The organism is Kitasatospora sp. NPDC096204 (assembly GCF_044763205.1).
Lineage (GTDB): Bacteria > Actinomycetota > Actinomycetes > Streptomycetales > Streptomycetaceae > Kitasatospora.
In genome coordinates this window covers 24,769-44,259 of sequence record NZ_JBIWFT010000011.1, presented here as the reverse complement: position 1 = coordinate 44,259, position 19,491 = coordinate 24,769, and the positions used below count along the sequence as shown (strand labels likewise).

Sequence of the window (19,491 nt, the reverse complement as noted above, 5' to 3'; positions counted from 1 at the left end):
CTCCTCAATTCCCTCTCGCGCCGACCGGCGGCCGGCACGCACTACCCCTGTCGCACCTCGGCCCGGCTACCTGTGGGAGAGAGCCGGGCCGGTGGGTGATCGTGTGCCCCGGTCAGATCCCCGCGTAGGAGTGCTTTCCGGTGACGAAGATGTTCACGCCGTAGTAGTTGAAGAGCCAGCAGGCGAACGCCGCCAGCGCCAGGTAGGCGGCCTTGCGGCCCTTCCAGCCGGCCGTCGCACGGGCGTGCAGGTAGCAGGCGTAGGCGACCCAGGTGATGAACGACCAGGTCTCCTTCGGGTCCCACTCCCAGTACTTGCCCCAGGCGGCCTCGGCCCAGATCGCGCCCGCGATGATGGTGAAGGTCCACAGCGGGAAGACCAGGGCGTTGATCCGGTAGGACAGCTTGTCGAAGGTGGACGCGGCGGGCAGCCGGCGCCAGATCGAGGCCGAGGTGCCCAGCGGGCCGGTGGTGAGGCCGGCCGCCATGCGCTTGTCGAAGGAGTCCTTGCCGAGGTACAGCAGCGTCGCGATGAACGCCGCGTAGAAGGCGCCGCCGCAGAAGATCGCGGTGGAGACGTGGATCGCCAGCCACGGTGAGTGCAGCGCCGGGACGAGCTGCTCGGAGTCCGTGTACAGCACCGTGGTGGCGATGCCGAGGGTCAGCAGCCCCGCGAGGACGACCGGCAGGCCGAGCCAGCGGACGTTCTTCTTCGCGGCCAGCAGCACCAGGTACGCCGCCGTCATGGCGAAGGCGAACGCGCACGAGAACTCGTACATGTTGCCCCACGGCCAGCGGGAGACCGACAGGCCGCGGGTGACGATCCCGCCCACGTGCAGCAGGGCCGCGAGCACGGTGAGCGAGATGGCGATCCGGCCGGCCAGGTCGGCCTTCTCGTTGGTGCCGGCCGCGCCCGGGCCGTCCACCTCGTCGGCGCCGCGCCCGCTGGTGACCACCGTCGCGCCCTCGCCCGCGACCGCGGTGCGGGTGAGCGTGGTGGTGCCGCCGCCGGCTTCCGCCACGGTGACCGTGACCTTCTTCGCGGCCTTGTCCGTGGCCTGCTGCTCGGCCGCGGCGACGGTCTCGGCGAGGCTGCCCGCCTGCTCCTTCGAGCGGACGGCGACGCCGCCCCTGCTGCCGAAGGTCCACTCGATCATGTGGGCGAACATGGCGAGGGTGTAGACCACCATCGCCGAATAGATCAGTTTGTTCGAGAGGTCGGCCAACTGTGGGTCGACCGCCGAGGCGAGTTGCACCGTCTACTCCTTGGAGTTCTGGTCGGCAGGGGCTGCGGGGTCCGGGGACGCCTTCGGGGCGGTGGGCTCCCCGGGCTCCTCGGGTACGTCCGTTTCGGTGGCGTCGTCCTCGGCCTCGGAGGCCGGGGCGTCGTCCTGGAGGTCGACCGCGAGCTCCGCCAGCTCCTCGGCGATCTTCGCCGACTCGCTGCGGGCCAGGCCGGCCAGCTCCACCTGGGTGCCGCCGCCGGGCAGGGCGACCGCCCGCACCCAGATCCGGCGGCGCTGGATGAACAGCGAGCCGATCAGGCCGAGGATCGCGAGCACGCCGCCGGCCAGGGCGATCTCGTTGCCCGGGCGGTGCGTGATGTTGAAGCTGGCCCACTGCTTGTAGCCCTCGAAGGTCACCGAGCCGTAGCCGTCGGGCAGCCCCCAGACCTGGCCGGGCTTGAGCCTGGCCTTGGCCGGCTGGCCGTCCTGGATCAGCTGGGTGAGCTTGCGGGTGTTGAGCTGGTAGACGTTCTGCGGCAGGCCGGAGTCGGTGCCGAGGTCGCCCGCGAAGGCGTTCAGCACCAGCTCGGGGGCGGCGTCGCCGGGGAAGAGCGAGACCGGGCCGGTGCCCTCGAAGCTCAGCGGGGCGGTCGGCAGGAAGAAGCCGGAGAAGCCCATCTGGGTCTTGTTGCCGTCGGGGCCCGCACCGTAGTCGGAGACCTTCACGACGCCGGTGGAGGTCAGGTTGCCGTCCTGCGGCAGGAACGGGACGGCGCCCTGGTAGACGACCTCGCCCTTGCCGTTCTTGACCGTGACGAACGGGGCGTAGCCGTGGCCGATCAGGTAGACCTTGCTGCCGCCGACCTCCAGCGGGTGGTTGACCTCGATGGTCGACTTCTTCAGCTTCGACTCGTCGCCGCCCTCGTAGTACTCGACGTTCGCGGTGAACTGCCGGGCGGCGCCGATCTGGTCGCCCTTCTCCTGGAACCTCGAGGTGAAGCCGTTCAGCTTCAGGTAGAAGGGGTCGAGGTCCTGGCTGCCGTAGAAGCGGGTGCCGGTGAAGTCGTCGAGCTGGGTGATGGTGTTGGAGTAGCCCTCGCCCTCGATCATCAGCTTGCCGCCGGTACCGGCGGCCAGGCTGGACCAGGCGAAGCCGCCGAGCAGCGCGAACAGCGACAGGTGGAACAGCAGGTTGCCGACCTCGCGCAGGTACCCCTTCTCGGCGGACACCGCGCCACCGGACAGGTGGGCGCGGAAGCCGCGCTTGCGCAGCAGCCGGTGCGCGGCGGCGTTCACCTTGTCGGCGTCCGCCGAGGTGCGCCAGGCCGCGTGCACCGGCATCCGGGTCAGGTTGCGCGGGGCGGCCGGCGGCTGGGCGCGCAGCACGCCGACGAACTGCCAGGTGCGCGGGACGATGCAGCCGGCCAGCGAGACGAACAGCAGGATGTAGATCGCGGAGAACCAGACCGAGCTGTAGACGTCGAACAGCTGGAGCTTCTCGTAGATCGGCGCGACGGTGGTGTGCTGCGCCTTCCAGGTCTGCACCTTGAACTGGTTCTGCCCGTTCTGCGGGATCAGCGAGCCGGGGATGGCGGCCAGCGACAGCAGGAAGAGCAGGATCAGGGCGACCCTCATCGAGGTCAGCTGGCGCCACATCCAGCGCGCCCAGCCGAACGCCCCTATGCCGGTCGGGCCCTCGGACTCGACCGGTGCGGTGCTGAGCCGCTCGGCGGCGCTGTCGTCCGGCGCCGGGGGCTGCTCGGTCTCGGTCGTGGTGTTGCTCACGGTCAGATTCCGATCTGGAAGTCGGCGGTCCAGGACTGCAGCTGGCTCATCATCGAGTCCCAGATCCCGGTGACGAGCAGCAGACCGACCGCGACGAGCATGCCGCCGCCGATCCTCATGACGAGCGGGTAGTGCCGCTTGACCCAGCCGAAGGCGCCCAGCGCCCGGCGGAACGCCACGGCGGCCAGGATGAACGGTACGCCGAGGCCCAGGCAGTAGAAGGTGGTCAGCAGCGCGCCACGCTGGGCGTCGGCCTGGTTGAGGGCCAGGTTCTGGACGGCGGTCAGGGTCGGGCCCATGCACGGGGTCCAGCCGACGCCGAAGACCACTCCGAGCATCGGGGCGCCCAGCAGGCCGACGGCCGGACGGCGGTGCGAGCGGACCTCGCGCATGCTCAGCCCGGGCACCAGGCCCATGAACGCCAGGCCCATCACCACGGTGAGCGAGCCCAGCACGATGCTGATGATCCGCTTGTAGTCCTGGAGCTCCTGGCCGAAGTAGCCAAACAGGGCACCGGTGGAGACGAACACCGCGGTGAAGCCGAGGATGAACAGCACGACGCCGAGCAGCATCCGGCCGCGCCGCGAGCCGCGGGCGTCCGCGAGGTCGGCGGCGGAGAAGCCGGTCACGTACGACAGGTAGCCCGGGACCAGCGGCAGCACGCACGGCGAGAAGAACGACGCCAGGCCCGCCACCAGCGCGACCGGGGCGGCGGCCAGCAGCGCGCCGCTCTGGACGGTCGAGGTGGCGTCGGCGAGGTGCAGCGGCGGCAGGCTCACTGCTTCTGCTCCGCGACCACCGGCTGGAGGATCGACTCCAGCGCGTCCTCGGTGGTGCCGCCGACGGCGCGGGCGGCCAGCTTGCCGTCCCGGTCGACGACCAGGGTGGTCGGGATGGACTGGGGGTTGAGGCTGCCCTTGGGGAACTTGAGCAGCTGGGTGCCGGCCGGGTCGAACAGGCTCGGGTAGGTGACGCCCTGCTCCTGCTCGAAGCGGAGGGCGTTCTGCTTCTCGGTGTCCCGGGTGTTGATGCCGAGGAACTGGACGCCCTGGTCCTTGTACTTCTCCGAGACGGCCTGGAGGCTCTTGGCCTCGGCCCGGCACGGGCCGCACCAGGAACCCCAGACGTTCAGCACGACGACCTTGCCCCGGTAGTCGGAGAGCTTGGCCGCGGTGCCCTCCAGGGTCTCCCCGGTGATGTCCGGCGCGTCCCCGCGCTTGCCCGCCTCCGCCTTCGACAGGTTGGTGCCCTTGACCGTGACGAAGCCGACCTGGCCCTCGCCGCTGCCCGACGAGCCCGAGGAGGTACAGCCGGTGAGGGCGAGCGCAGCGGCGGCGACGGTGGCGGCGGCTGCTGCGGCGACACGGGGACGGGGGCGCGTCATGGCAGACATGTGAAAAGTTTCGCATGGAGTTCCGGGCGGGTTCGCCGGGGTCCTGCCTTGCGCGTCGCACCCCCTCTGACCTGCGACGAAATCGGGTCACCCGGCGTTCGCCGGGTGACCCGAAGTCATACTTACGCGCCGTTTACGGAGGCTAGGCGCCGAAGCTCTTGCCCACCGGCTTGTCGCCCTTGCGGCCCTTGCCCACCAGGTGCGCGGGCAGCAGGTCGCGGGCCGGCTCGCGGTAGCCGACCGAGACGATCCTGTCGTCCTCGAAGGTGAAGCTGGTCAGCGAGGCCAGCGAGCACTGCCGGTTGCGCGGGTCGTGCCACAGCCGGCGGCGCTCGACGAAGGAGCGCAGGATCCAGATCGGCAGCTGGTGGCTGACGCAGACCGCCTCGTGCCCGCGGGCGGCGTCCCGGGCGGCGCCGAGCGCGCCCATCATCCGCACCACCTGGTCGAGGTACGGCTCGCCCCAGGAGGGCTTGAACGGGTTGGTGAGGTACTTCCAGTAGCCCGGGTTCCGCAGCGAACCGTCGCCGACCCCGAAGGTCTTGCCCTCGAAGACGTTCTCCGCCTCGATCAGCCGCTCGTCCGCCGCGACGGCCAGGCCGTGCGCCTCGGCGATCGGCGCGGCGGTCTCCTGGGCCCGCTCCAGCGGGGAGGCCACCACGTGGGTGACGTCCCGGTCGGCCAGGTCCTCGGCGACCCGCTCGGCCATCTTCCGGCCCAGCTCGGACAGGTGGTAGTCCGGCAGGCGCCCGTACAGGACGCCCTCCGGGTTGTGCACCTCGCCGTGCCGCATCACGTGGACGACGGTGATCTCTTTGGCGCTCACTTCTCGACTACTCCTGGAAATCGGGTACGGGCCGCGGCGGTCAGGCCGTGGCGGCGGCAGCGGCGCGCGCGGCGGCCGGCAGGGCGGCGGCGATCCGCTCGATCGCCCGCTCGTCGTGGGACGCCGAGACGAACCAGGACTCGAAGGCGGACGGCGGCAGGTAGACGCCCTCGGCCAGCATGGCGTGGAAGAAGGCGGTGAAACGGTACGCCTCCTGGGTCTTCGCCTCGTCGTAGTCGGTGACGGCGGCCTCGGTGAAGAACACCGAGAACATGTTCCCGGCGGTCTGCAGCCGGTGCGCCACGCCCTCCTTGGTGAGCGCGTCGGCGACCAGGCCGGAGACCTCGGCGGCGACCTTGTCCACCGTCGCGTACACCTCGTCGGTGCAGCCGCGCAGCTGGGCCAGGCCGGCCGCGGTGGCGATCGGGTTCCCGGACAGGGTGCCCGCCTGGTAGACCGGGCCGGCCGGGGCCAGGTGCGCCATCACGTCGGCGCGCCCGCCGAAGGCCGCGGCCGGGAAGCCGCCGCCCATGACCTTGCCGAAGGTCAGCAGGTCCGGCGCCCAGCCCTCGTTCGCCGCCTCCAGGCCGTACCAGCCGGCCTTGGAGACGCGGAAGCCGGTCATCACCTCGTCGGAGATGAACAGCGCGCCGTTCTCCCGGCAGAGCCGGGCCAGGCCGCCGTTGAATCCGGGCAGCGGCGGGACGACGCCCATGTTGCCGGGCGAGGCCTCGGTGATCACGCAGGCGATCTCGCCCGGGTGGGCGGCGAAGGCCCGCTCGACGGCGGCGAGGTCGTTGTAGGGCAGCACGATGGTGTCGCCGGCCTGGGCGCCGGTGACGCCCGGGGTGTCCGGCAGTCCGAAGGTGGCGACGCCGGAACCGGCGGCGGCCAGCAGCGCGTCCACGTGACCGTGGTAGCAGCCGGCGAACTTGACCACCTTCGCCCGGCCGGTGAAGCCGCGGGCCAGCCGGATCGCGGACATGGTGGCCTCGGTACCGGAGGAGACCAGCCGGACCTGCTCGACCGGGGCGACCCGGGCGACGATCTCCTCGGCCAGCTCGACCTCACCCTGGCCGGGGGTGCCGAAGGAGGTGCCCTTGGAGACGGCCTGCCGGACGGCGTCGATCACCGCGGGGTGCGCGTGGCCGAGGATCATCGGACCCCACGAGCACACCAGGTCGACGTACTCGCGGCCGTCGGCGTCGGTGAGGTAGGGGCCGGTGCCGGACACCATGAAGCGCGGCGTGCCGCCGACCGCGCGGAAGGCGCGCACCGGGGAGTTGACGCCGCCGGGCGTCACCACGGAGGCGCGGTCGAACAGCGACTGGGACTGGGGGGCTTCGTAGGGGTAGCTCACAAAAGACATGGTCTCAAATCGTGTCCTCACGCTCTGCATGTCCGACCCGATCATCTGGAACGATGATCCGGGCACCGTTGTCTGTACGGTTGTCCGTACAGCAGGGGCCGCTGACTGCACCGGACCGGGGACCAGTCAGACTGTGTACACAGAGTGCGCAGGGGCTCCGGTTTGTGCGCAGGGGTGTGGAGAGGACTGCCGCGTACCGCGAATGGGTACGGCGGCGCATGACGGGTAAGGAGCACGTCCGGTGGGCGCCGGATGTGCGGGGGTCTGTCGATTCCGGCGAATTCCGGTGAGGATGGTCCGAGTGTCCGAGGCGCAGGACGGCTACGACGAGGCCGCGGGGGGCTCCCGACGGCCCGCCGAGGCCGCACGCGGGGGTACGGGAGCGGGTACGGGAGCGGGTACGGGTCGTGGTCGGCGCGGGGGTGAGAGGCGGAGTGAGGGACGCGTGGGGGTGACCTACAAGTACTTCGGAGCCCCGGACCGCGCGACCGCCGCCAGGGTTCCCACCGCCCTCGGCCCGGGCGGACTCGGCCTGGACGCCGGCGAACTCGGCGCGCTGGGGCGGCTCGGCGACCTGATGGAGACCAGCGGCTCCCCCACCGGCCACCTCTCCACCAAGATCAAGCCGGAGACGATGAGCGCCATGGTGCTCACCGGCATCCAGGGCGTCCCGCTGCACCAGGTGCCGCCGCTGGAGCTGGTCGTCCTGCACCCCGACTACGCCGTCGTCCAGCTCCCCCACAACGTCGTCGAACCGCTGCGCAAGGCCGACGAGACCGAACTCGGCGCCGCCGCCTTCATCTGGTCCACCGTGCCGGACCGGCGCGGGCCGCGGGACGCCTTCGTGATCTACAGCATGCTGCACGAGTGGCAGGACTTCGCCAACCGGCTGCACGAGGCCGGGCACCAGCTGTACTGCCTGGTCTGGCCCTGACGCCCCGCCTCGACCCACTGCTCGAACACGGGTCGGGGACAAGCGAGTTGACCGCTCGCCAGTTCTGACGCCCGGTAGGCCCCGGCCGGGGCCTACCCCCGGGCACGGCGGGCACGGCGGACGGTGCGCTCGACCTCGACCGGCTCCGCGAGGTGGCCGTCCACCAGGTGGGCCAGGGCCGAGACGAACACCTCGCGCTCGGAGGCCGGCAGTGACTCCAGCAGCTCGCGGTGCACCCGGTCGGCGATCGCGGTGCCCCGCGCCACGGCCCGCTCGCCCTCCTCGGTGACGGACACGATCCGGGCCCGCCGGTCGGTCGCGGAGGGGCGGCGCTCGGCCAGGCCCGCCTTCTCCAGCTCGTCGACGGTGACCACCATGGTCGTCTTGTCCAGGTCCGCCAGCTCGGCCAGCTGGATCTGGGTGCGCTCGGCCTCCCGCGCGTGGAACAGCACGCAGTAGGCGCGCGGGGTGATCCCGAGCTCGGTGAAGGCGGCCGCCATCCGGGTGGCCAGCACGTGGCTCGCGTGGTCCATCAGCCCGGAGATGTCGCGGATCTGGCGCACGGGCGGCGGGGTCGTCGTCATGCGTCCGAGGTTAGCAACGGCCCGTCTGCTGCCGGATGATCCCGTTGCCAACCAACGCCGGGTCTACGGGATGCCCAACTCGAACAGCGCATACCCGGCGTACCAGCCCGCCGCGAGGACCGGCATCGCCAGCAGCCCGGCCAGCGAGGAGGTCCGCACCCGACGCAGCGCCACCGCCAGGCCGATGCAGAGCGGGAAGGCGGGCAGCAGGTAGCGCGAGATGTTGCCGAAGATCTGGTTGCTGCTCAGCGCGGTGGCGATGGTGAGCGCGGTGTAGACCCACAGCACCAGCGGCGGCCGGGTGCGCCAGAGCAGCACCAGCAGCCCGGGCAGGGCCATCAGCAGGGCGATCGCGATCAGGTCGGGGACGGGGTTGGACTGCCAGAAGGTCCAGTGACCGGTGATCACGTCCATGATCGTGCGCAGGGTGGAGGCGCCACCGTCGAAGTAGCGGTTCCAGGCGCCCTGCTGGAGCTTGAAGTAGCCGCCCCAGTCGCCCATCCGCCAGCCGACCCAGGCGATGTAGCCGATCAGGCCCCAGGGGGTGATCAGCATCGCGGTCAGCGGGCGGGCCACCCCGTCGGTGCGGCGGACCAGCGCGACCAGCGCGGCGATCGAGACGGCGGCGATCAGCGCGGCGGCGGTCGGCCGGTTGAGGCCCGCCACCAGCGCCAGCAGACCGGCCGCGAGCCAGCGGCGGGTCATCACGCAGTAGCAGGCCCAGGCGGACAGCGCCACGAACAGCGAGTCCGAGTAGACCGCCCACTCCACGCCGGACCCCGGGAACAGGCCCCAGAGCACCGCGGCGATCACGCCCGCCCGGTAGCCGCCGAGCCGCTCGGCGACCGCGAAGATCCCGGCCGCGGCGACCAGCGAGGCGAGCACCGAGACCACGATCCCGGAGCCGTACGGGCCGAGCCCGGTGACGGCTCCGACCAGCCGCATCAGCCAGGGGTAGAGCGGGAAGAAGGCGGCGGAGTTCTCGTAGTAGCTGGCCAGCGGGAAGCCGTGCAGCGGGATCAGCTGCGGGTCGTACCCGTTCTCGGCGATCCGCTGGTACCAGACGCCGTCCCAGGTGCCCAGCACGTCCCAGGCGTTGGCGCCGCCGCCGCGGCCCGGCTGCTTCTTCAGGTAGTCGCCGGTGTGCGAGAGCAGCAGCATGAAGACGGTCAGGCCGATGGCCTTGACCACCGCGTACGCGCCCAGCGCGGGCCCGAAGCGGTCCACCAGCGCCCCGAACCGCCCGGGCGCCCGGCCCGCGCGCTCCTCGGAGGCCTCCGCGCGCGCCGTCTCGGGCGCCGTCCCGGGCACGTCGGGCTGGGTGCTGGACGACTCGGTGCTCGATGCCGTGCTCATCTGGTCTGGGTACTCCCCGCCCCGCTCGTGGTCCGCGCGGCTCCGGCGCAACGATATTCCCGTGAGCCTACGGCACGCCTCCGAACCGGGAACCCCCTGGAGCCCCGGCCCGGGCGGGAACGGGGCCGCCGCCGCCCCGGGCGGGGACGGCGGCGGCCGGAGGATCCGGGGTGGATCAGCCGTGGACGTAGACGATGCCGAGCTTGGTCAGCTGCCAGAGCTGGCCGGCGGCACCGGTGTCGGTGGCGAGCTCGACGTAGGGGTTGCCCTTGGCGTCGAGGCTGCTGCCGACGGCCAGGACCCTGCTCTGGTCCTGGGAGTCGGCGATCTTGTAGCGGCCGTCGCCGGCCGGCTTGAACACCCAGCGCTGGTTGCCGCCGCCGTTGCAGCCCCACTGCTGGATCCGGGTGCCGGGGGCGGTGGAGGCAGCGTTGGCGTCCAGGCACATGTCGCGGTTGCCGCTGAAGTCGACCTCGTAGCTGCCGCCGGCCTTGGCCTCCAGGACGAAGGACTGGTTGAGCCCGCCGGTGGCCGGGTAGCTGATCGCGGCCCGCCCGTTGGTGGAGTCGCCGTAGCTGCCGCCGCCGGTGAGGTCGAGCGCGTTGCCGGTGGCCGCGTTGGTCAGCTGGTACCAGGAGCCGTCCTCGGGGACGTCGCCGAACGGCTTTCCGGGGCTGAGCGGCTGGATCGAGGTGGTGTTCTGCTGGTTGAGCGTGCAGTACGCCTGCGCCAGCTCGGGCCGGGAGTAGAACTGGCCGAGGCAGACGCCCTCACCGCGGTAGCCGGCCACCCGCAGGTGGTACGACTGGCGGACCATGTTCATGCACAGCCCGGGGATGCCGATCTGGGAGTCGCAGCCGTTGCGCACCCACTCGGAGAGGTTGATGACGTCCCCGTTGGTGTACTCGTACGGGGAGCTCGTCCACTCCGCGCAGACCTCGTGCCCGAAGGCGACCCGCCGCTGGTCCAGGTAGCGGACGCCGGGCACCTGCTCGGCCGCGCCGCGCAGCGCGTCGCTGAGGGTCGGCACCACCCAGTTGTGGCCCCAGGCGAGGTCCTCGGGGAAGGCCGGGCAGCCGTCGGCGACCTTGCCGACGTAGTCGTTGCGCCGGATGTCCGGGGTGATCGGGTTGAAGTACGACTGGTAGACCAGCTGGTACGAGGAGTCGGCGTAGCCGGCCCTGCGCATGGTCTGACGGATGTTCTGGAGCGCCGCGATCACCTTGGGCTGGACGCCCTTGGCGCGCCGGCGGATCTCGTCACTGCCGATGGTGTCCCGGCAGCCCTGGTCCTTGGGGATCGGGAAGTACTGCGCCAGGCAGTGCATCATGATGCCGCTGAAGTCGAAGTCGTCGTTGGCGCCGATGGTGACGACGACCATCTTGACGTCGTACTTCGCCGCCGTGTCGGCCAGCTTGACGTCCTGCTTGGGCTCGCCGAAGTCGCCGCTGCCCTGGCCGGTGATCTTGGCCAGCTCCGGGTCGCTGACCAGGTCGCCGGTCTGGGCGCCGGAGCAGGCGAGGTCGATCGGGGTGACCCCGGGGATGTCGGTGACGAAGATCTCCGACTTGGGGTGGCGGTGGCAGTAGTTGGTGGGGCTGTCCGTCTCCGGGAAGTAGCCGTCGTTGGTGTCGGTGCCGGCGCCCTCCCCGGAGATGGCGCTGTCGCCGAGGGCGACGATCGCGGCCGGACGGGTGGCCGCGGGCGCGGCCGGGGCGGGGTCGGCGAGGGCGGCGGGGGCGCCGGCCAGGCCGAGGGTGGCGAGGAGGGCTCCGGTGGCGAGCAGCGCGGCGCACCGGGACGCGCCCGTGCGCGTTCGCCGCGCCGCCGACAGTGGGGACCTGGTCACACGCGACTCCTTGCGGGGGTGGGGGACCGCCCTGGCGGGGAGCCGAGCGGTGCGGAGCAAGAGAGGAGCAGGAAAGGTGAGCAGGTCTCGCATTCTAGGAACTGACAAGTAACACAACAAGACTCGCGACACCGCCGGGAACTGACGGGCCGACGGACGCGCGGGCAAACGAAGAGCCGCCGCCCCGCGCCCCAGGAGGGAGGCGCGGAACGGCGGCTCGCCCGGCCGAACCGGGTGCGGGCTCAGCCCACGTTGGCGCACTTGTTGCCGAAGGCCGGGTTCAGCAGGCCGATGACGTCGATGGTGTTGCCGCACAGGTTGACCGGCAGGTGGACCGGGATCTGGATCTGGTTGCCAGAGACGACACCGGGGGAACCGGCGGCGACACCCTGCGCGCCGGAGCTGGCCATCGCGGTACCGGCGCCGGTGGCCACGATGCCCACCACGGCCGCGCCGACGGCGGCGGTCTTCTTGATGCTCATACGAGCCTCCTGACTGTTCGACAGATATGCACGGGGAGTGCGACATCAAGAACGAGACCCCACCAGACCGGTTGCGACGGGCCCCGCACTGTCACCCATCCGGCGCAATCACGTCGACGGCAGCGGCATTCGGGTGATGGACGGATCGGACCGTTTCCCCTCGGGCGGCGTCTCGTTCTCCCTGACGGAACCCGGTCTCCACGGCCCCCACGCGGCGGGCCTCCCAAACCCGGTGTCCGGCAACCCGTGCCGGAACACCTGACCGGAATTCCGCCTGGTCGCGCCTTCGTCCGAGCCTTTCCCGGCCGTGCGGGAATCGTTCCGACTGGCAATGCGACCCGGCAGCCGCAGCGACGCCCGAGCCATGGGCGGAACACGCCGGCGTGCGCCGACCGAGTGACAATCACGGCAATCCCTGAAGTCAGCGGGCGAGTATTCGTGCTCGCCCGGCTCCCGACATTTCCATTCCGTCGGGCAGAAATCGGAGGAATGACATGCGTAACCTCAAGAAGGCCGCCGCCCTGTCGCTGGCCGCCAGCGGCCTGGTGGTCGGTGCCGCCGGTGGCGCGTTCGCCAGCTCGGGTGCCGAGGGCGTCGCCGCCGGCTCCCCGGGTGTGCTCTCGGGCAACCAGATCCAGGTCCCGGTCCACCTGCCGATCAACCTGTGCGGCAACAGCATCAACATCATCGGCCTGCTGAACCCGGCGTTCGGCAACGAGTGCGCCAACATCGGCTGAACCCGCGGTCGCCGCACCGGCGACAGCTGATTCACCCGAGCCCGTTCCGCGCCCCGCAGCGCCGGGGCCCGGCACGCTCCCCCCGTGTGTGATCGAGGAGATCAACCCCCATGCAGAACATGAAGAAGGCCGCCGCCCTCTCCGCCGCCGCCGCCGGCCTGGTGCTGGGCGTGGCCGGCTCCGCCGCCGCCAACTCGACGGCCGAGGGCGTCGCCGCCGGCTCCCCCGGCGTCATCTCCGGCAACCAGATCCAGGTGCCGCTCGACGTCCCGATCAACCTGTGCGGCAACAGCATCAACATCGTCGGCCTGCTGAACCCGGCCTTCGGCAACACCTGCGCCAACGTGGAGCTGCCGCCGCCCGCCGACGACGACTGCTGATCCCCGATCGGCACGCGTTCCGGCCGTTCTGCCCCCCGACCAGCCGGCCGGGGGGCAGTTCGGCATCCCCGGACAGCCGTCCGGGCTCCCCGATCCACCGAAGGGTGATCACGATGGTTTCGAAGAAGAGCGCGGCCGCCCTGGCCGCCGCCGCGGGTGCCGCGGTGCTGCTCGGCGCCGGCACGGCGCAGGCCGCCACCGCGCCCGGCCAGGCGGCCCCCGGCCCGGCCACGCTGACCAAGACCGACGTCGGCCAAGCCCTGAACGGGACGACCACCGGCCTCGGCTACGGCATCGCGCCGATCAAGAGCCTGCGGCTGGACCCGTGGGCGAACTCCGCGGCCGACTTCCTCAACAACGGCGCGGCCCTCCAGCCGGACCAGGGCCTGCCCGAGATCGGCACCGGGACGCTGACCGGCCCGCTGAGCGCCGGCGGCGGTGTCAAGGACCTCCCGCTGGTCGGCGGGCTGACCGGGCTCCTCCCGGGCTGAGCCCCCTCCGGGCGTACGGGAGCCCGGCATCCCGCCGCGCGGTCGGGGTGCCGGGCTCCCGTACGCCCGCGGGCTAGGACCGGGTGAGGTCGGTCAGGCCGGTCTGCTCCACCACGCCGCCGGTCATCACGGTGGTGGTCCCGGCCAGGGCGCCCGCCGCATCGGTGAGGGAGAGCCGACTGTCCTCGCCGCCCAGGCTGGCCTTGGCCCCGGGGACCACCTGCACCGCGCCGGCGATCAGGCGGGGATCGATCTCGTCGACCTTCAGCCGGCCGTCGGCGAGCTGTCCGGCGCCGTCCCGGGCGAGGGCGAGCGGCTGGCCGAGGGTGAGCCCGGGGGTCTTGGCGTGCAGCGGCGCGGCCGGGGCGTCCAGCAGCACCTTGCCGAGGTCGGCGCTCTGGTCGACCAGCGGGAGCGGCAGCTCGGCGTTGGCGCTCGGGCCGACCTTGCCGGTGCTCAGCTGGGGGACGATCTGCTCCGGGAGCAGCTGGCCGCCGGTGCTGGTGGTCGGGCCCGGCACCGGCGGCATCAGCAGCGAGGTCGGGATGCCGGCCGTGAGGCGGCTGCCCAGCGGGGCGAGCGGGACCTCCGCCGGGACCTGCTGGGTGGCCAGCGCGTCCTCCAGCGCGCCGACCTGGTCGAGAGCGGCGGGGGCGGCGGCGGAAGCCGCTCCCTGGGAGGCGAGCACACCGGCACCGACCGCCAGCAGCATCGCGCCGGCCCGCTTGGAGAACTTCATGCTTTTCACCGTTCTGCTGTCCGTACTGGAGATCACTGGAAGGGCTGCGGGGGCGCAGCCGGAAAGCGATCTGCTCAACGAGTGAGTGGGAGCACGGATTGCACCGGTTAACCGGTTCGGGTTAATAATCCGACCGGATTCCCGTCGCCGCCGCGCCTCCGGGACTCTTTTCAAGAATCCCCGTAACCTTCCGTGCCGTCGTTCTTTGATCTGGACGTCAGTGACTGCAGACCGGGTCTGAGCGTTCTCAGCGTTGTACGCACGGAATCCAAAGAGCATTTCAGAGAGGGATCTCGCCATGATCCAGAAGTCCTTCGCCGCCGCCGGCCTGGCCGTCGCCGCGCTGGCCGGTGCCGCCGCGCCCGCCTACGCCATCGGTGACGCGGACGGCGCCGCCGCCTCGATCGAGGGCAACGGCGGCACCAACTTCACCGGCACGGTCGGCAACAACAGCCCGAACTTCCACTTCCTGGACAACCCGAACATCTGCCTGCCGGAGATCCACAACATCGCCGTCGGCGTGCTCGGCGTGGCAGTCCCGGTCGAGGTCCCGGTCGCCAACACCGGTGGCAAGCAGTACTGCACCATCGGCCAGGGCACCCAGAGCCAGGGCGACGGCGGCGTGTCCCACCTGATCGGCTGACGGCTCCCCGCTCTGCTCTCCCTGTACCACCCCTCTGATCCACCCCACGAATCGCTCCCCGATTCACCCCGAGAGGAAAACCGGAAATGATCAAGAAGACCCTCACCGCGGCCGGCCTGGCCGCCGCCGCGCTCGCGATGTCCGCGGGCTCGGCCTCCGCCATCGTCGACTCGGACGGCGCCGCCACCTCCGTCCAGGGCAACGGCGGCACCAACCACACCGGCACCACGGGCAACGGCAGCCCGAACAGCCACGTTCTGGACAACCCGAACATCTGCCTGCCGGAGATCCACAACATCGCCGTCGCCGTCATCGGCGTCGCGGTCCCGGTCGAGGTGCCGATCCTGAACAGCACCCCGAAGCAGATCTGCGACGTGGGCCAGAACACCCAGTCCTCGGGCGACGCGGGTGTCTCGCACCTGATCGGCTGATCACGGGGCATGGCACGGACGGAGGGCCCGGGGAGGAACATCTCCCCGGGCCCTCCGGGCTGTGCGGACGAAGTGTCCGGCCGGCCGCGGCAGCGCGGTCCGGACGGGTGAGCGGCGGTCCGGACCGGCGCACGGGGCGCCGGACCGGGACGCCGGATGTGATCACGTGTCAGAGCGCCCCGCGGGGGCGCTCCGAGAGAGAGGGCAGTTCCATGAAGAGCAAGCTGGCCAAGGCCGCCCTGACCGCCGCCGCCGCTCTGGCGCTCGCGGGTGCCGCCACCCCGGCCTTCGCCCACGTCGGCGTCGCCGGTGGCGGCGAGATCGTCGCGTCCGCCGACCAGCCGTTCCTGGCCGGGGAGGGCTTCGGTCTCGCCCACGCCGGGGACACCGCCGCCGGCGGCTTCGGTGGCGGCGCCGCCACCGCGACCGACCTGGTCGGCGGCGGCGTCGGCTTCGCCCACGCCGGCGACGTCGGCATCTAGCCGGAGACCCGGAAGGCCGGGCCGCTCCCCGACGGGAGCGGCCCGGCCTTCCGGCGTACGGGGTCCGCTACTTCAGCATCGCGGCGGCTTCGAGGGCCCAGTAGGTGAGGATCTGCTCGGCGCCCGCGCGGCGGATCGAGGTGAGCGTCTCCATGATCATCCGCTCCCGGTCGATCCAGCCGTTCGCGGCGGCCGCCTCGACCATCGCGTACTCCCCGGACACCTGGTACGCGGAGACCGGCACCGGGGAGGCGTCGGCGACCTGGCGCAGGACGTCCAGGTAGGCCATGGCCGGCTTGACCATCACCATGTCCGCGCCCTCGGCGAGGTCCTGCGCCAGCTCGCGCAGCGACTCGCGGGCGTTGGCCGGGTCCTGCTGGTACGTCTTGCGGTCGCCCTTGAGCGAGGAGCCGACGGCCTCGCGGAACGGGCCGTAGAAGGCCGAGGCGTACTTGGCGGTGTAGGCGAGGATGCCCACGTCCTGGTGCCCGGCCTCGTCCAGCGCCCGGCGGATCACGGCGATCTGGCCGTCCATCATGCCGGACGGGCCGACCAGGTGGACGCCGGCGTCGGCCTGTACCCGGGCCATCTCGGCGTAGCGCTCCAGGGTGGCGTCGTTGTCGACGCTGCCGTCGGCGGCCAGCACGCCGCAGTGGCCGTGGTCGGTGTACTCGTCCAGGCAGAGGTCCGACATGACCACCAGGGAGTCGCCGACCTCGGAGACCACGTCCCGGATCGCCTGCTGGAGGATGCCGTCCGGGTTGGTGCCCTCGCTGCCGATCGCGTCCTGCACCTCGGGGACGCCGAACAGCATGAGGCCGCCCAGACCCGCCTCGGCCGCGTCCACCGCGGCCTTGCGCAGGGTGTCGCGGGTGTGCTGGACCACGCCCGGCATCGAGGTCACCGGGACGGGCTCGCTGACGCCCTCGCGGACGAACAGCGGCAGGATCAGCTCCGCCGGGTGCAGCCGGGTCTCGGCCACCAGGCGGCGCATCGCCGGGCTCTGTCGCAGTCGGCGCGGGCGTACGTACGGGAATTCAGCGGACACGGCTTCTCTCTCCGAACGGTTGTGCAGTACCGGGGGCGACGGTCGGCCGCCCCCGGCCGTGAGGGGTGTCAGCGGGCCTTGCGGCGGGAGCCGGGACGGCGCTCGCTGGGCCGGTAGACCGGCTCACCGGCGGCCGTCGCGGTGTCGCGCCGCTTGGCCCCGAAGTCTGCCAGCGCCTGGGCCAGCGCGGCCGCCGACGGCGCCGGGGCCATCACGTCGACCCGCAGGCCGTGCTCCTCGGCGGTCTTGGCGGTGGCCGGGCCGATGCAGGCGATGACGGTGACGTTGTGCGGCTTGCCCGCGATGCCGACCAGGTTCCGGACGGTCGAGGACGAGGTGAACAGCACCGCGTCGAAGCCGCCGCCCTTGATCGCCTCGCGGGTCTCGGCCGGCGGCGGCGAGGCGCGCACCGTCCGGTACGCCGTCACGTCGTCGACCTCCCAGCCCAGCTCGACCAGGCCGGCCACCAGGGTCTCGGTGGCGATGTCGGCGCGCGGCAGCAGCACCCGGTCGATCGGGTCGAAGACCGGGTCGTACGGCGGCCAGTCCTCCAGCAGGCCGGCCGCGGACTGCTCGCCGGAGGGCACCAGGTCCGGCTTCACGCCGAAGTCCACCAGCGCCTGCGCGGTGGTCTCGCCGACCGCCGCGACCTTGATCCCGGCGAACGCGCGGGCGTCCAGGCCGTACTCCTCGAACTTCTCCCGGACGGCGCGCACCGCGTTCACCGAGGTGAACGCGATCCACTCGTAGCGACCGGTGACCAGGCCCTTGATGGCCCGCTCCATCTGCTGCGGGGTGCGCGGCGGCTCGACCGCGATGGTCGGCACCTCCTGCGGCACCGCGCCGTACGAGCGCAGCTGCTCCGACAGGCCGGTGGCCTGCTCCTTGGTGCGCGGCACGAGGACGTTCCAGCCGAACAGCGGCTTGGTCTCGAACCACGAGTGCGAGGCCCGGTGGGCGACCTGCTCGCCCACCACGGCTATCACCGAGGTGGCCGGGTCGACCGGGGCGGAGACCGGCGAGGGCAGCACCCGGGCGGCCTTCAGGTCGGCCGCGATGCCGGACAGCGTGGAGGTGAAGGTCCGCTGGCGGGTGGTGGTGCCGGAGAGCGTGGCGCTCAGCGCCGACTCCGGCTTGCGGCCGCCCGCGACCAGGGCCGCGGCGGTGGCGGGCAGCTGGCCCAGGGTGGTGCGGACCACCAGGGTGGTCTCCGGCACCCCCAGGTCCACCGGGCCGCCGGCCAGCAGCGCGGCGCCGTCCACGAAGCGCACGTCGGTGCCGGAGCCGGCCCGCAGCGGGACGCCCGCGTACGCCGGGACACCGACGGACTGGGCGACGCCCGGGATCACCTCGAACGGGATCCCGTCGCCCGCGCAGCTGAGCATCTCCTCGGCGGCGCAGCCGTCCAGGCCGGGGTCGCCGTCGACGGTGCGGACCACGTGCTTGCCGGAGCGGACGGCCTCGGCGACCAGCTTGGCCAGGTCGAAGTCGGCGCCCTCGGCGACCGGGGCGTGCACCAGCACGCCGGCCGGACAGTGGCTGCGCACGGCGGCGGCGGTCAGCGGGTCCGCGACCAGCACGTCGGCGGTGGACAGCACCTCGACCGCGCGCAGGGTCAGCAGGCCCGGGTCCCCGGGGCCCGCGCCCAGGAAGGTGCACCGTCCGGTGGCGGGCTGTCCCGCCGGGAACAGGGCGTCGGTGGCGGCGGTGGGGCTCATCGGGCTCGCTCCCCCATCAGGGCGGCCGCGCCCGCGGCGAGCAGCCGGTCAGCCAGCGCGCGGCCGAGGGCCGCCGCCTGCTGCTCGGCGTTCTCGTCGAGGACGATCGGACCGTTGGCGGACATCTTCAGCAGGGCGGTTCCGTCGGGGTCGCCGACCACGCCGTCCAGCCGCAGTTCGTTCTCCCGGCCCCAGGTGGCCAGCGCGGCCACCGGTGCCGAGCAGCCGGCCTCCAGGGTGGCCAGCAGGGCGCGCTCGGCGGCCACGGCGACCCGGGTGGGGGCGTGGTCCAGCGCCGCGAGCGCGGCGGTCAGCTCGGTGTCGGCGACGGTGCACTCGATCGCGAGCGCGCCCTGGCCGGGAGCCGGGATCATCACCTCGGTGTCGAGGTGCTGGGATATCTCGGCGCTGCGGCCGAGCCGGTTCAGGCCGGCCGTGGCCAGCACCACCGCGTCCAGCTCGCCGTTGGTCACGAAGCCGATCCGGGTGTCCACGTTGCCGCGGATCGCGACGGTCTCCAGCTGGGCGCCGCGGGCGGCGGCCCAGGCGTTCAGCTGCGCCATCCGGCGGGGCGAACCGGTGCCGATCCGGGCCGGACGGCCGGCGCCGGCCAGCTTCTCCACCAGCTCGTCCAGGGCCAGGCCCTCGACCGCGACCAGGGCGTCCCGGACGTCCTCCCGCTCGGGGACGGCGGCCAGCGCCAGGCCCTCGGGGGCGGCGGTGGGCAGGTCCTTGAGCGAGTGCACGGCGAAGTCGATCCGGCCCTCCAGCAGCGCGTCGCGCAGCGCGGAGACGAACACCCCGGTGCCGCCGATCTGCGCCAGCGACTCCCGGGAGGTGTCGCCGTAGGTGGTGATCTCGACCAGCTCGACGGGGCGCCCGGTGACCCTGGTCACCTCGCGGGCCACCATGCCCGACTGCGCCATGGCGAGGGCGCTGCGCCGGGTGCCGAGCCGCAGGGCCGCGGTGGCCGAGGGCTGCTCCGTGATCGGTTGACCATTCATGAGGTGATCGTCCCG

General features: G+C 72.2%; 21 protein-coding genes. 7 read left to right on the top strand and 14 right to left on the bottom strand.

Annotated features, from left to right (window positions below; all coding sequences use genetic code 11):
• Positions 1–112: 112 nt before the first annotated feature.
• The 6 genes from ccsB to hemL form a co-directional block, all read right to left on the bottom strand.
• The gene (gene ccsB / locus ACIQ87_RS14200; protein ID WP_402405877.1) at positions 113–1,255 is read right to left on the bottom strand and encodes a c-type cytochrome biogenesis protein CcsB; all 1,143 of its coding nucleotides are present in this window, start codon (positions 1,253–1,255) and stop codon (positions 113–115) included.
• 3 nt (positions 1,256–1,258) lie between these two features.
• Entirely contained in the window at positions 1,259–3,010 is a 1,752-nt protein-coding gene (locus ACIQ87_RS14195) for a cytochrome c biogenesis protein ResB (RefSeq protein WP_402405875.1), read from the bottom strand.
• 2 nt (positions 3,011–3,012) lie between these two features.
• Positions 3,013–3,783: a cytochrome c biogenesis protein CcdA gene (locus ACIQ87_RS14190; RefSeq protein WP_359902907.1), complete on the bottom strand. Its 771-nt coding sequence runs from the start codon at positions 3,781–3,783 to the stop codon at positions 3,013–3,015.
• Positions 3,784–3,785: 2 nt separating this feature from the next.
• Positions 3,786–4,403, bottom strand: a complete 618-nt coding sequence (locus tag ACIQ87_RS14185; RefSeq protein WP_402405873.1) for a TlpA family protein disulfide reductase — start codon at positions 4,401–4,403, stop codon at positions 3,786–3,788.
• 142 nt (positions 4,404–4,545) lie between these two features.
• Entirely contained in the window at positions 4,546–5,196 is a 651-nt protein-coding gene (locus tag ACIQ87_RS14180) for a histidine phosphatase family protein (RefSeq protein ID WP_402406113.1), read from the bottom strand.
• Positions 5,197–5,269: 73 nt separating this feature from the next.
• Positions 5,270–6,598 carry a glutamate-1-semialdehyde 2,1-aminomutase gene (gene hemL, locus ACIQ87_RS14175; RefSeq protein ID WP_402405871.1) on the bottom strand — a complete coding sequence of 443 codons (1,329 nt, stop codon included), beginning with the start codon at positions 6,596–6,598 and terminating at the stop codon, positions 5,270–5,272.
• A 292-nt stretch (positions 6,599–6,890) separates the two neighbouring features.
• Here hemL and ACIQ87_RS14170 point away from each other — a divergent pair, with 292 nt between their 5' ends.
• Positions 6,891–7,532, top strand: coding sequence for a hypothetical protein (locus tag ACIQ87_RS14170; protein WP_402405870.1), 642 nt, complete (start codon positions 6,891–6,893; stop codon positions 7,530–7,532).
• A gap of 92 nt (positions 7,533–7,624) precedes the next feature.
• Here ACIQ87_RS14170 and ACIQ87_RS14165 read toward each other — a convergent pair whose 3' ends face one another.
• The 4 genes from ACIQ87_RS14165 to ACIQ87_RS14150 all read right to left on the bottom strand — a co-directional run bounded on the left by ACIQ87_RS14165 (position 7,625) and on the right by ACIQ87_RS14150 (position 11,803).
• Positions 7,625–8,116 (bottom strand): MarR family winged helix-turn-helix transcriptional regulator, encoded by a 492-nt coding sequence (locus ACIQ87_RS14165; protein ID WP_402405868.1) that lies wholly within the window; start codon positions 8,114–8,116, stop codon positions 7,625–7,627.
• Positions 8,117–8,179: 63 nt separating this feature from the next.
• Positions 8,180–9,472, bottom strand: a complete 1,293-nt coding sequence (locus tag ACIQ87_RS14160; RefSeq protein WP_402405866.1) for a glycosyltransferase family 39 protein — start codon at positions 9,470–9,472, stop codon at positions 8,180–8,182.
• A gap of 175 nt (positions 9,473–9,647) precedes the next feature.
• Complete coding sequence (locus tag ACIQ87_RS14155; protein WP_402405864.1) at positions 9,648–11,321, bottom strand: RICIN domain-containing protein; 1,674 nt, start codon at positions 11,319–11,321, stop codon at positions 9,648–9,650.
• A gap of 242 nt (positions 11,322–11,563) precedes the next feature.
• Positions 11,564–11,803: a chaplin gene (locus ACIQ87_RS14150; protein WP_402405862.1), complete on the bottom strand. Its 240-nt coding sequence runs from the start codon at positions 11,801–11,803 to the stop codon at positions 11,564–11,566.
• Between the two features lie 494 nt (positions 11,804–12,297).
• Here ACIQ87_RS14150 and ACIQ87_RS14145 point away from each other — a divergent pair, with 494 nt between their 5' ends.
• The 3 genes from ACIQ87_RS14145 to ACIQ87_RS14135 all read left to right on the top strand — a co-directional run bounded on the left by ACIQ87_RS14145 (position 12,298) and on the right by ACIQ87_RS14135 (position 13,411).
• Positions 12,298–12,540 (top strand): chaplin, encoded by a 243-nt coding sequence (locus ACIQ87_RS14145; RefSeq protein ID WP_402405860.1) that lies wholly within the window; start codon positions 12,298–12,300, stop codon positions 12,538–12,540.
• Between the two features lie 110 nt (positions 12,541–12,650).
• Entirely contained in the window at positions 12,651–12,920 is a 270-nt protein-coding gene (locus ACIQ87_RS14140; RefSeq protein ID WP_402405858.1) for a chaplin, read from the top strand.
• A 104-nt stretch (positions 12,921–13,024) separates the two neighbouring features.
• On the top strand, positions 13,025–13,411 hold the full coding sequence (locus ACIQ87_RS14135) for a hypothetical protein (RefSeq protein ID WP_402405856.1): 387 nt from the start codon (positions 13,025–13,027) through the stop codon (positions 13,409–13,411).
• Positions 13,412–13,484: 73 nt separating this feature from the next.
• On the opposite strand, the gene ACIQ87_RS14130 is transcribed toward ACIQ87_RS14135, so the two are convergent.
• Positions 13,485–14,150, bottom strand: a complete 666-nt coding sequence (locus ACIQ87_RS14130; RefSeq protein ID WP_402405854.1) for a hypothetical protein — start codon at positions 14,148–14,150, stop codon at positions 13,485–13,487.
• A 298-nt stretch (positions 14,151–14,448) separates the two neighbouring features.
• Here ACIQ87_RS14130 and ACIQ87_RS14125 point away from each other — a divergent pair, with 298 nt between their 5' ends.
• From ACIQ87_RS14125 to ACIQ87_RS14115, 3 genes are all read left to right on the top strand, one after another.
• On the top strand, positions 14,449–14,793 hold the full coding sequence (locus tag ACIQ87_RS14125; protein ID WP_392867685.1) for a rodlet layer protein: 345 nt from the start codon (positions 14,449–14,451) through the stop codon (positions 14,791–14,793).
• 86 nt (positions 14,794–14,879) lie between these two features.
• Positions 14,880–15,224: a rodlet layer protein gene (locus ACIQ87_RS14120; protein ID WP_402405852.1), complete on the top strand. Its 345-nt coding sequence runs from the start codon at positions 14,880–14,882 to the stop codon at positions 15,222–15,224.
• A gap of 212 nt (positions 15,225–15,436) precedes the next feature.
• On the top strand, positions 15,437–15,706 hold the full coding sequence (locus ACIQ87_RS14115; protein WP_402405851.1) for a hypothetical protein: 270 nt from the start codon (positions 15,437–15,439) through the stop codon (positions 15,704–15,706).
• A gap of 67 nt (positions 15,707–15,773) precedes the next feature.
• Here ACIQ87_RS14115 and hemB read toward each other — a convergent pair whose 3' ends face one another.
• From hemB to hemC, 3 genes are all read right to left on the bottom strand, one after another.
• On the bottom strand, positions 15,774–16,754 hold the full coding sequence (gene hemB, locus ACIQ87_RS14110; protein WP_402405849.1) for a porphobilinogen synthase: 981 nt from the start codon (positions 16,752–16,754) through the stop codon (positions 15,774–15,776).
• 68 nt (positions 16,755–16,822) lie between these two features.
• A complete protein-coding gene (locus ACIQ87_RS14105) occupies positions 16,823–18,472 on the bottom strand; it encodes a uroporphyrinogen-III synthase (RefSeq protein WP_392867697.1) in 1,650 nt (549 codons plus the stop codon).
• Positions 18,469–19,476 (bottom strand): hydroxymethylbilane synthase, encoded by a 1,008-nt coding sequence (hemC, locus tag ACIQ87_RS14100; protein ID WP_402405847.1) that lies wholly within the window; start codon positions 19,474–19,476, stop codon positions 18,469–18,471. The genes ACIQ87_RS14105 and hemC overlap by 4 nt, the downstream gene beginning before the upstream one ends.
• Positions 19,477–19,491 lie beyond the last annotated feature (15 nt).

Coding starts and splice junctions, on each gene's coding strand:
- ACIQ87_RS14115 (WP_402405851.1), top strand. CDS start 15,437: ATGAAGAGCAAGCTGGCCAAGGCCGCCCTGACCGCCGCCGCCGCTCTG.
- ACIQ87_RS14160 (WP_402405866.1), bottom strand. CDS start 9,472: ATGAGCACGGCATCGAGCACCGAGTCGTCCAGCACCCAGCCCGACGTG.
- ACIQ87_RS14145 (WP_402405860.1), top strand. CDS start 12,298: ATGCGTAACCTCAAGAAGGCCGCCGCCCTGTCGCTGGCCGCCAGCGGC.
- hemC (WP_402405847.1), bottom strand. CDS start 19,476: ATGAATGGTCAACCGATCACGGAGCAGCCCTCGGCCACCGCGGCCCTG.
- ACIQ87_RS14140 (WP_402405858.1), top strand. CDS start 12,651: ATGCAGAACATGAAGAAGGCCGCCGCCCTCTCCGCCGCCGCCGCCGGC.
- ACIQ87_RS14180 (WP_402406113.1), bottom strand. CDS start 5,196: ATGCGGCACGGCGAGGTGCACAACCCGGAGGGCGTCCTGTACGGGCGC.
- ACIQ87_RS14170 (WP_402405870.1), top strand. CDS start 6,891: ATGGTCCGAGTGTCCGAGGCGCAGGACGGCTACGACGAGGCCGCGGGG.
- ACIQ87_RS14185 (WP_402405873.1), bottom strand. CDS start 4,403: ATGTCTGCCATGACGCGCCCCCGTCCCCGTGTCGCCGCAGCAGCCGCC.
- ACIQ87_RS14125 (WP_392867685.1), top strand. CDS start 14,449: ATGATCCAGAAGTCCTTCGCCGCCGCCGGCCTGGCCGTCGCCGCGCTG.
- hemL (WP_402405871.1), bottom strand. CDS start 6,598: ATGTCTTTTGTGAGCTACCCCTACGAAGCCCCCCAGTCCCAGTCGCTG.
- ACIQ87_RS14165 (WP_402405868.1), bottom strand. CDS start 8,116: ATGACGACGACCCCGCCGCCCGTGCGCCAGATCCGCGACATCTCCGGG.
- ACIQ87_RS14120 (WP_402405852.1), top strand. CDS start 14,880: ATGATCAAGAAGACCCTCACCGCGGCCGGCCTGGCCGCCGCCGCGCTC.
- ACIQ87_RS14130 (WP_402405854.1), bottom strand. CDS start 14,150: ATGAAGTTCTCCAAGCGGGCCGGCGCGATGCTGCTGGCGGTCGGTGCC.
- ACIQ87_RS14105 (WP_392867697.1), bottom strand. CDS start 18,472: ATGAGCCCCACCGCCGCCACCGACGCCCTGTTCCCGGCGGGACAGCCC.
- ACIQ87_RS14150 (WP_402405862.1), bottom strand. CDS start 11,803: ATGAGCATCAAGAAGACCGCCGCCGTCGGCGCGGCCGTGGTGGGCATC.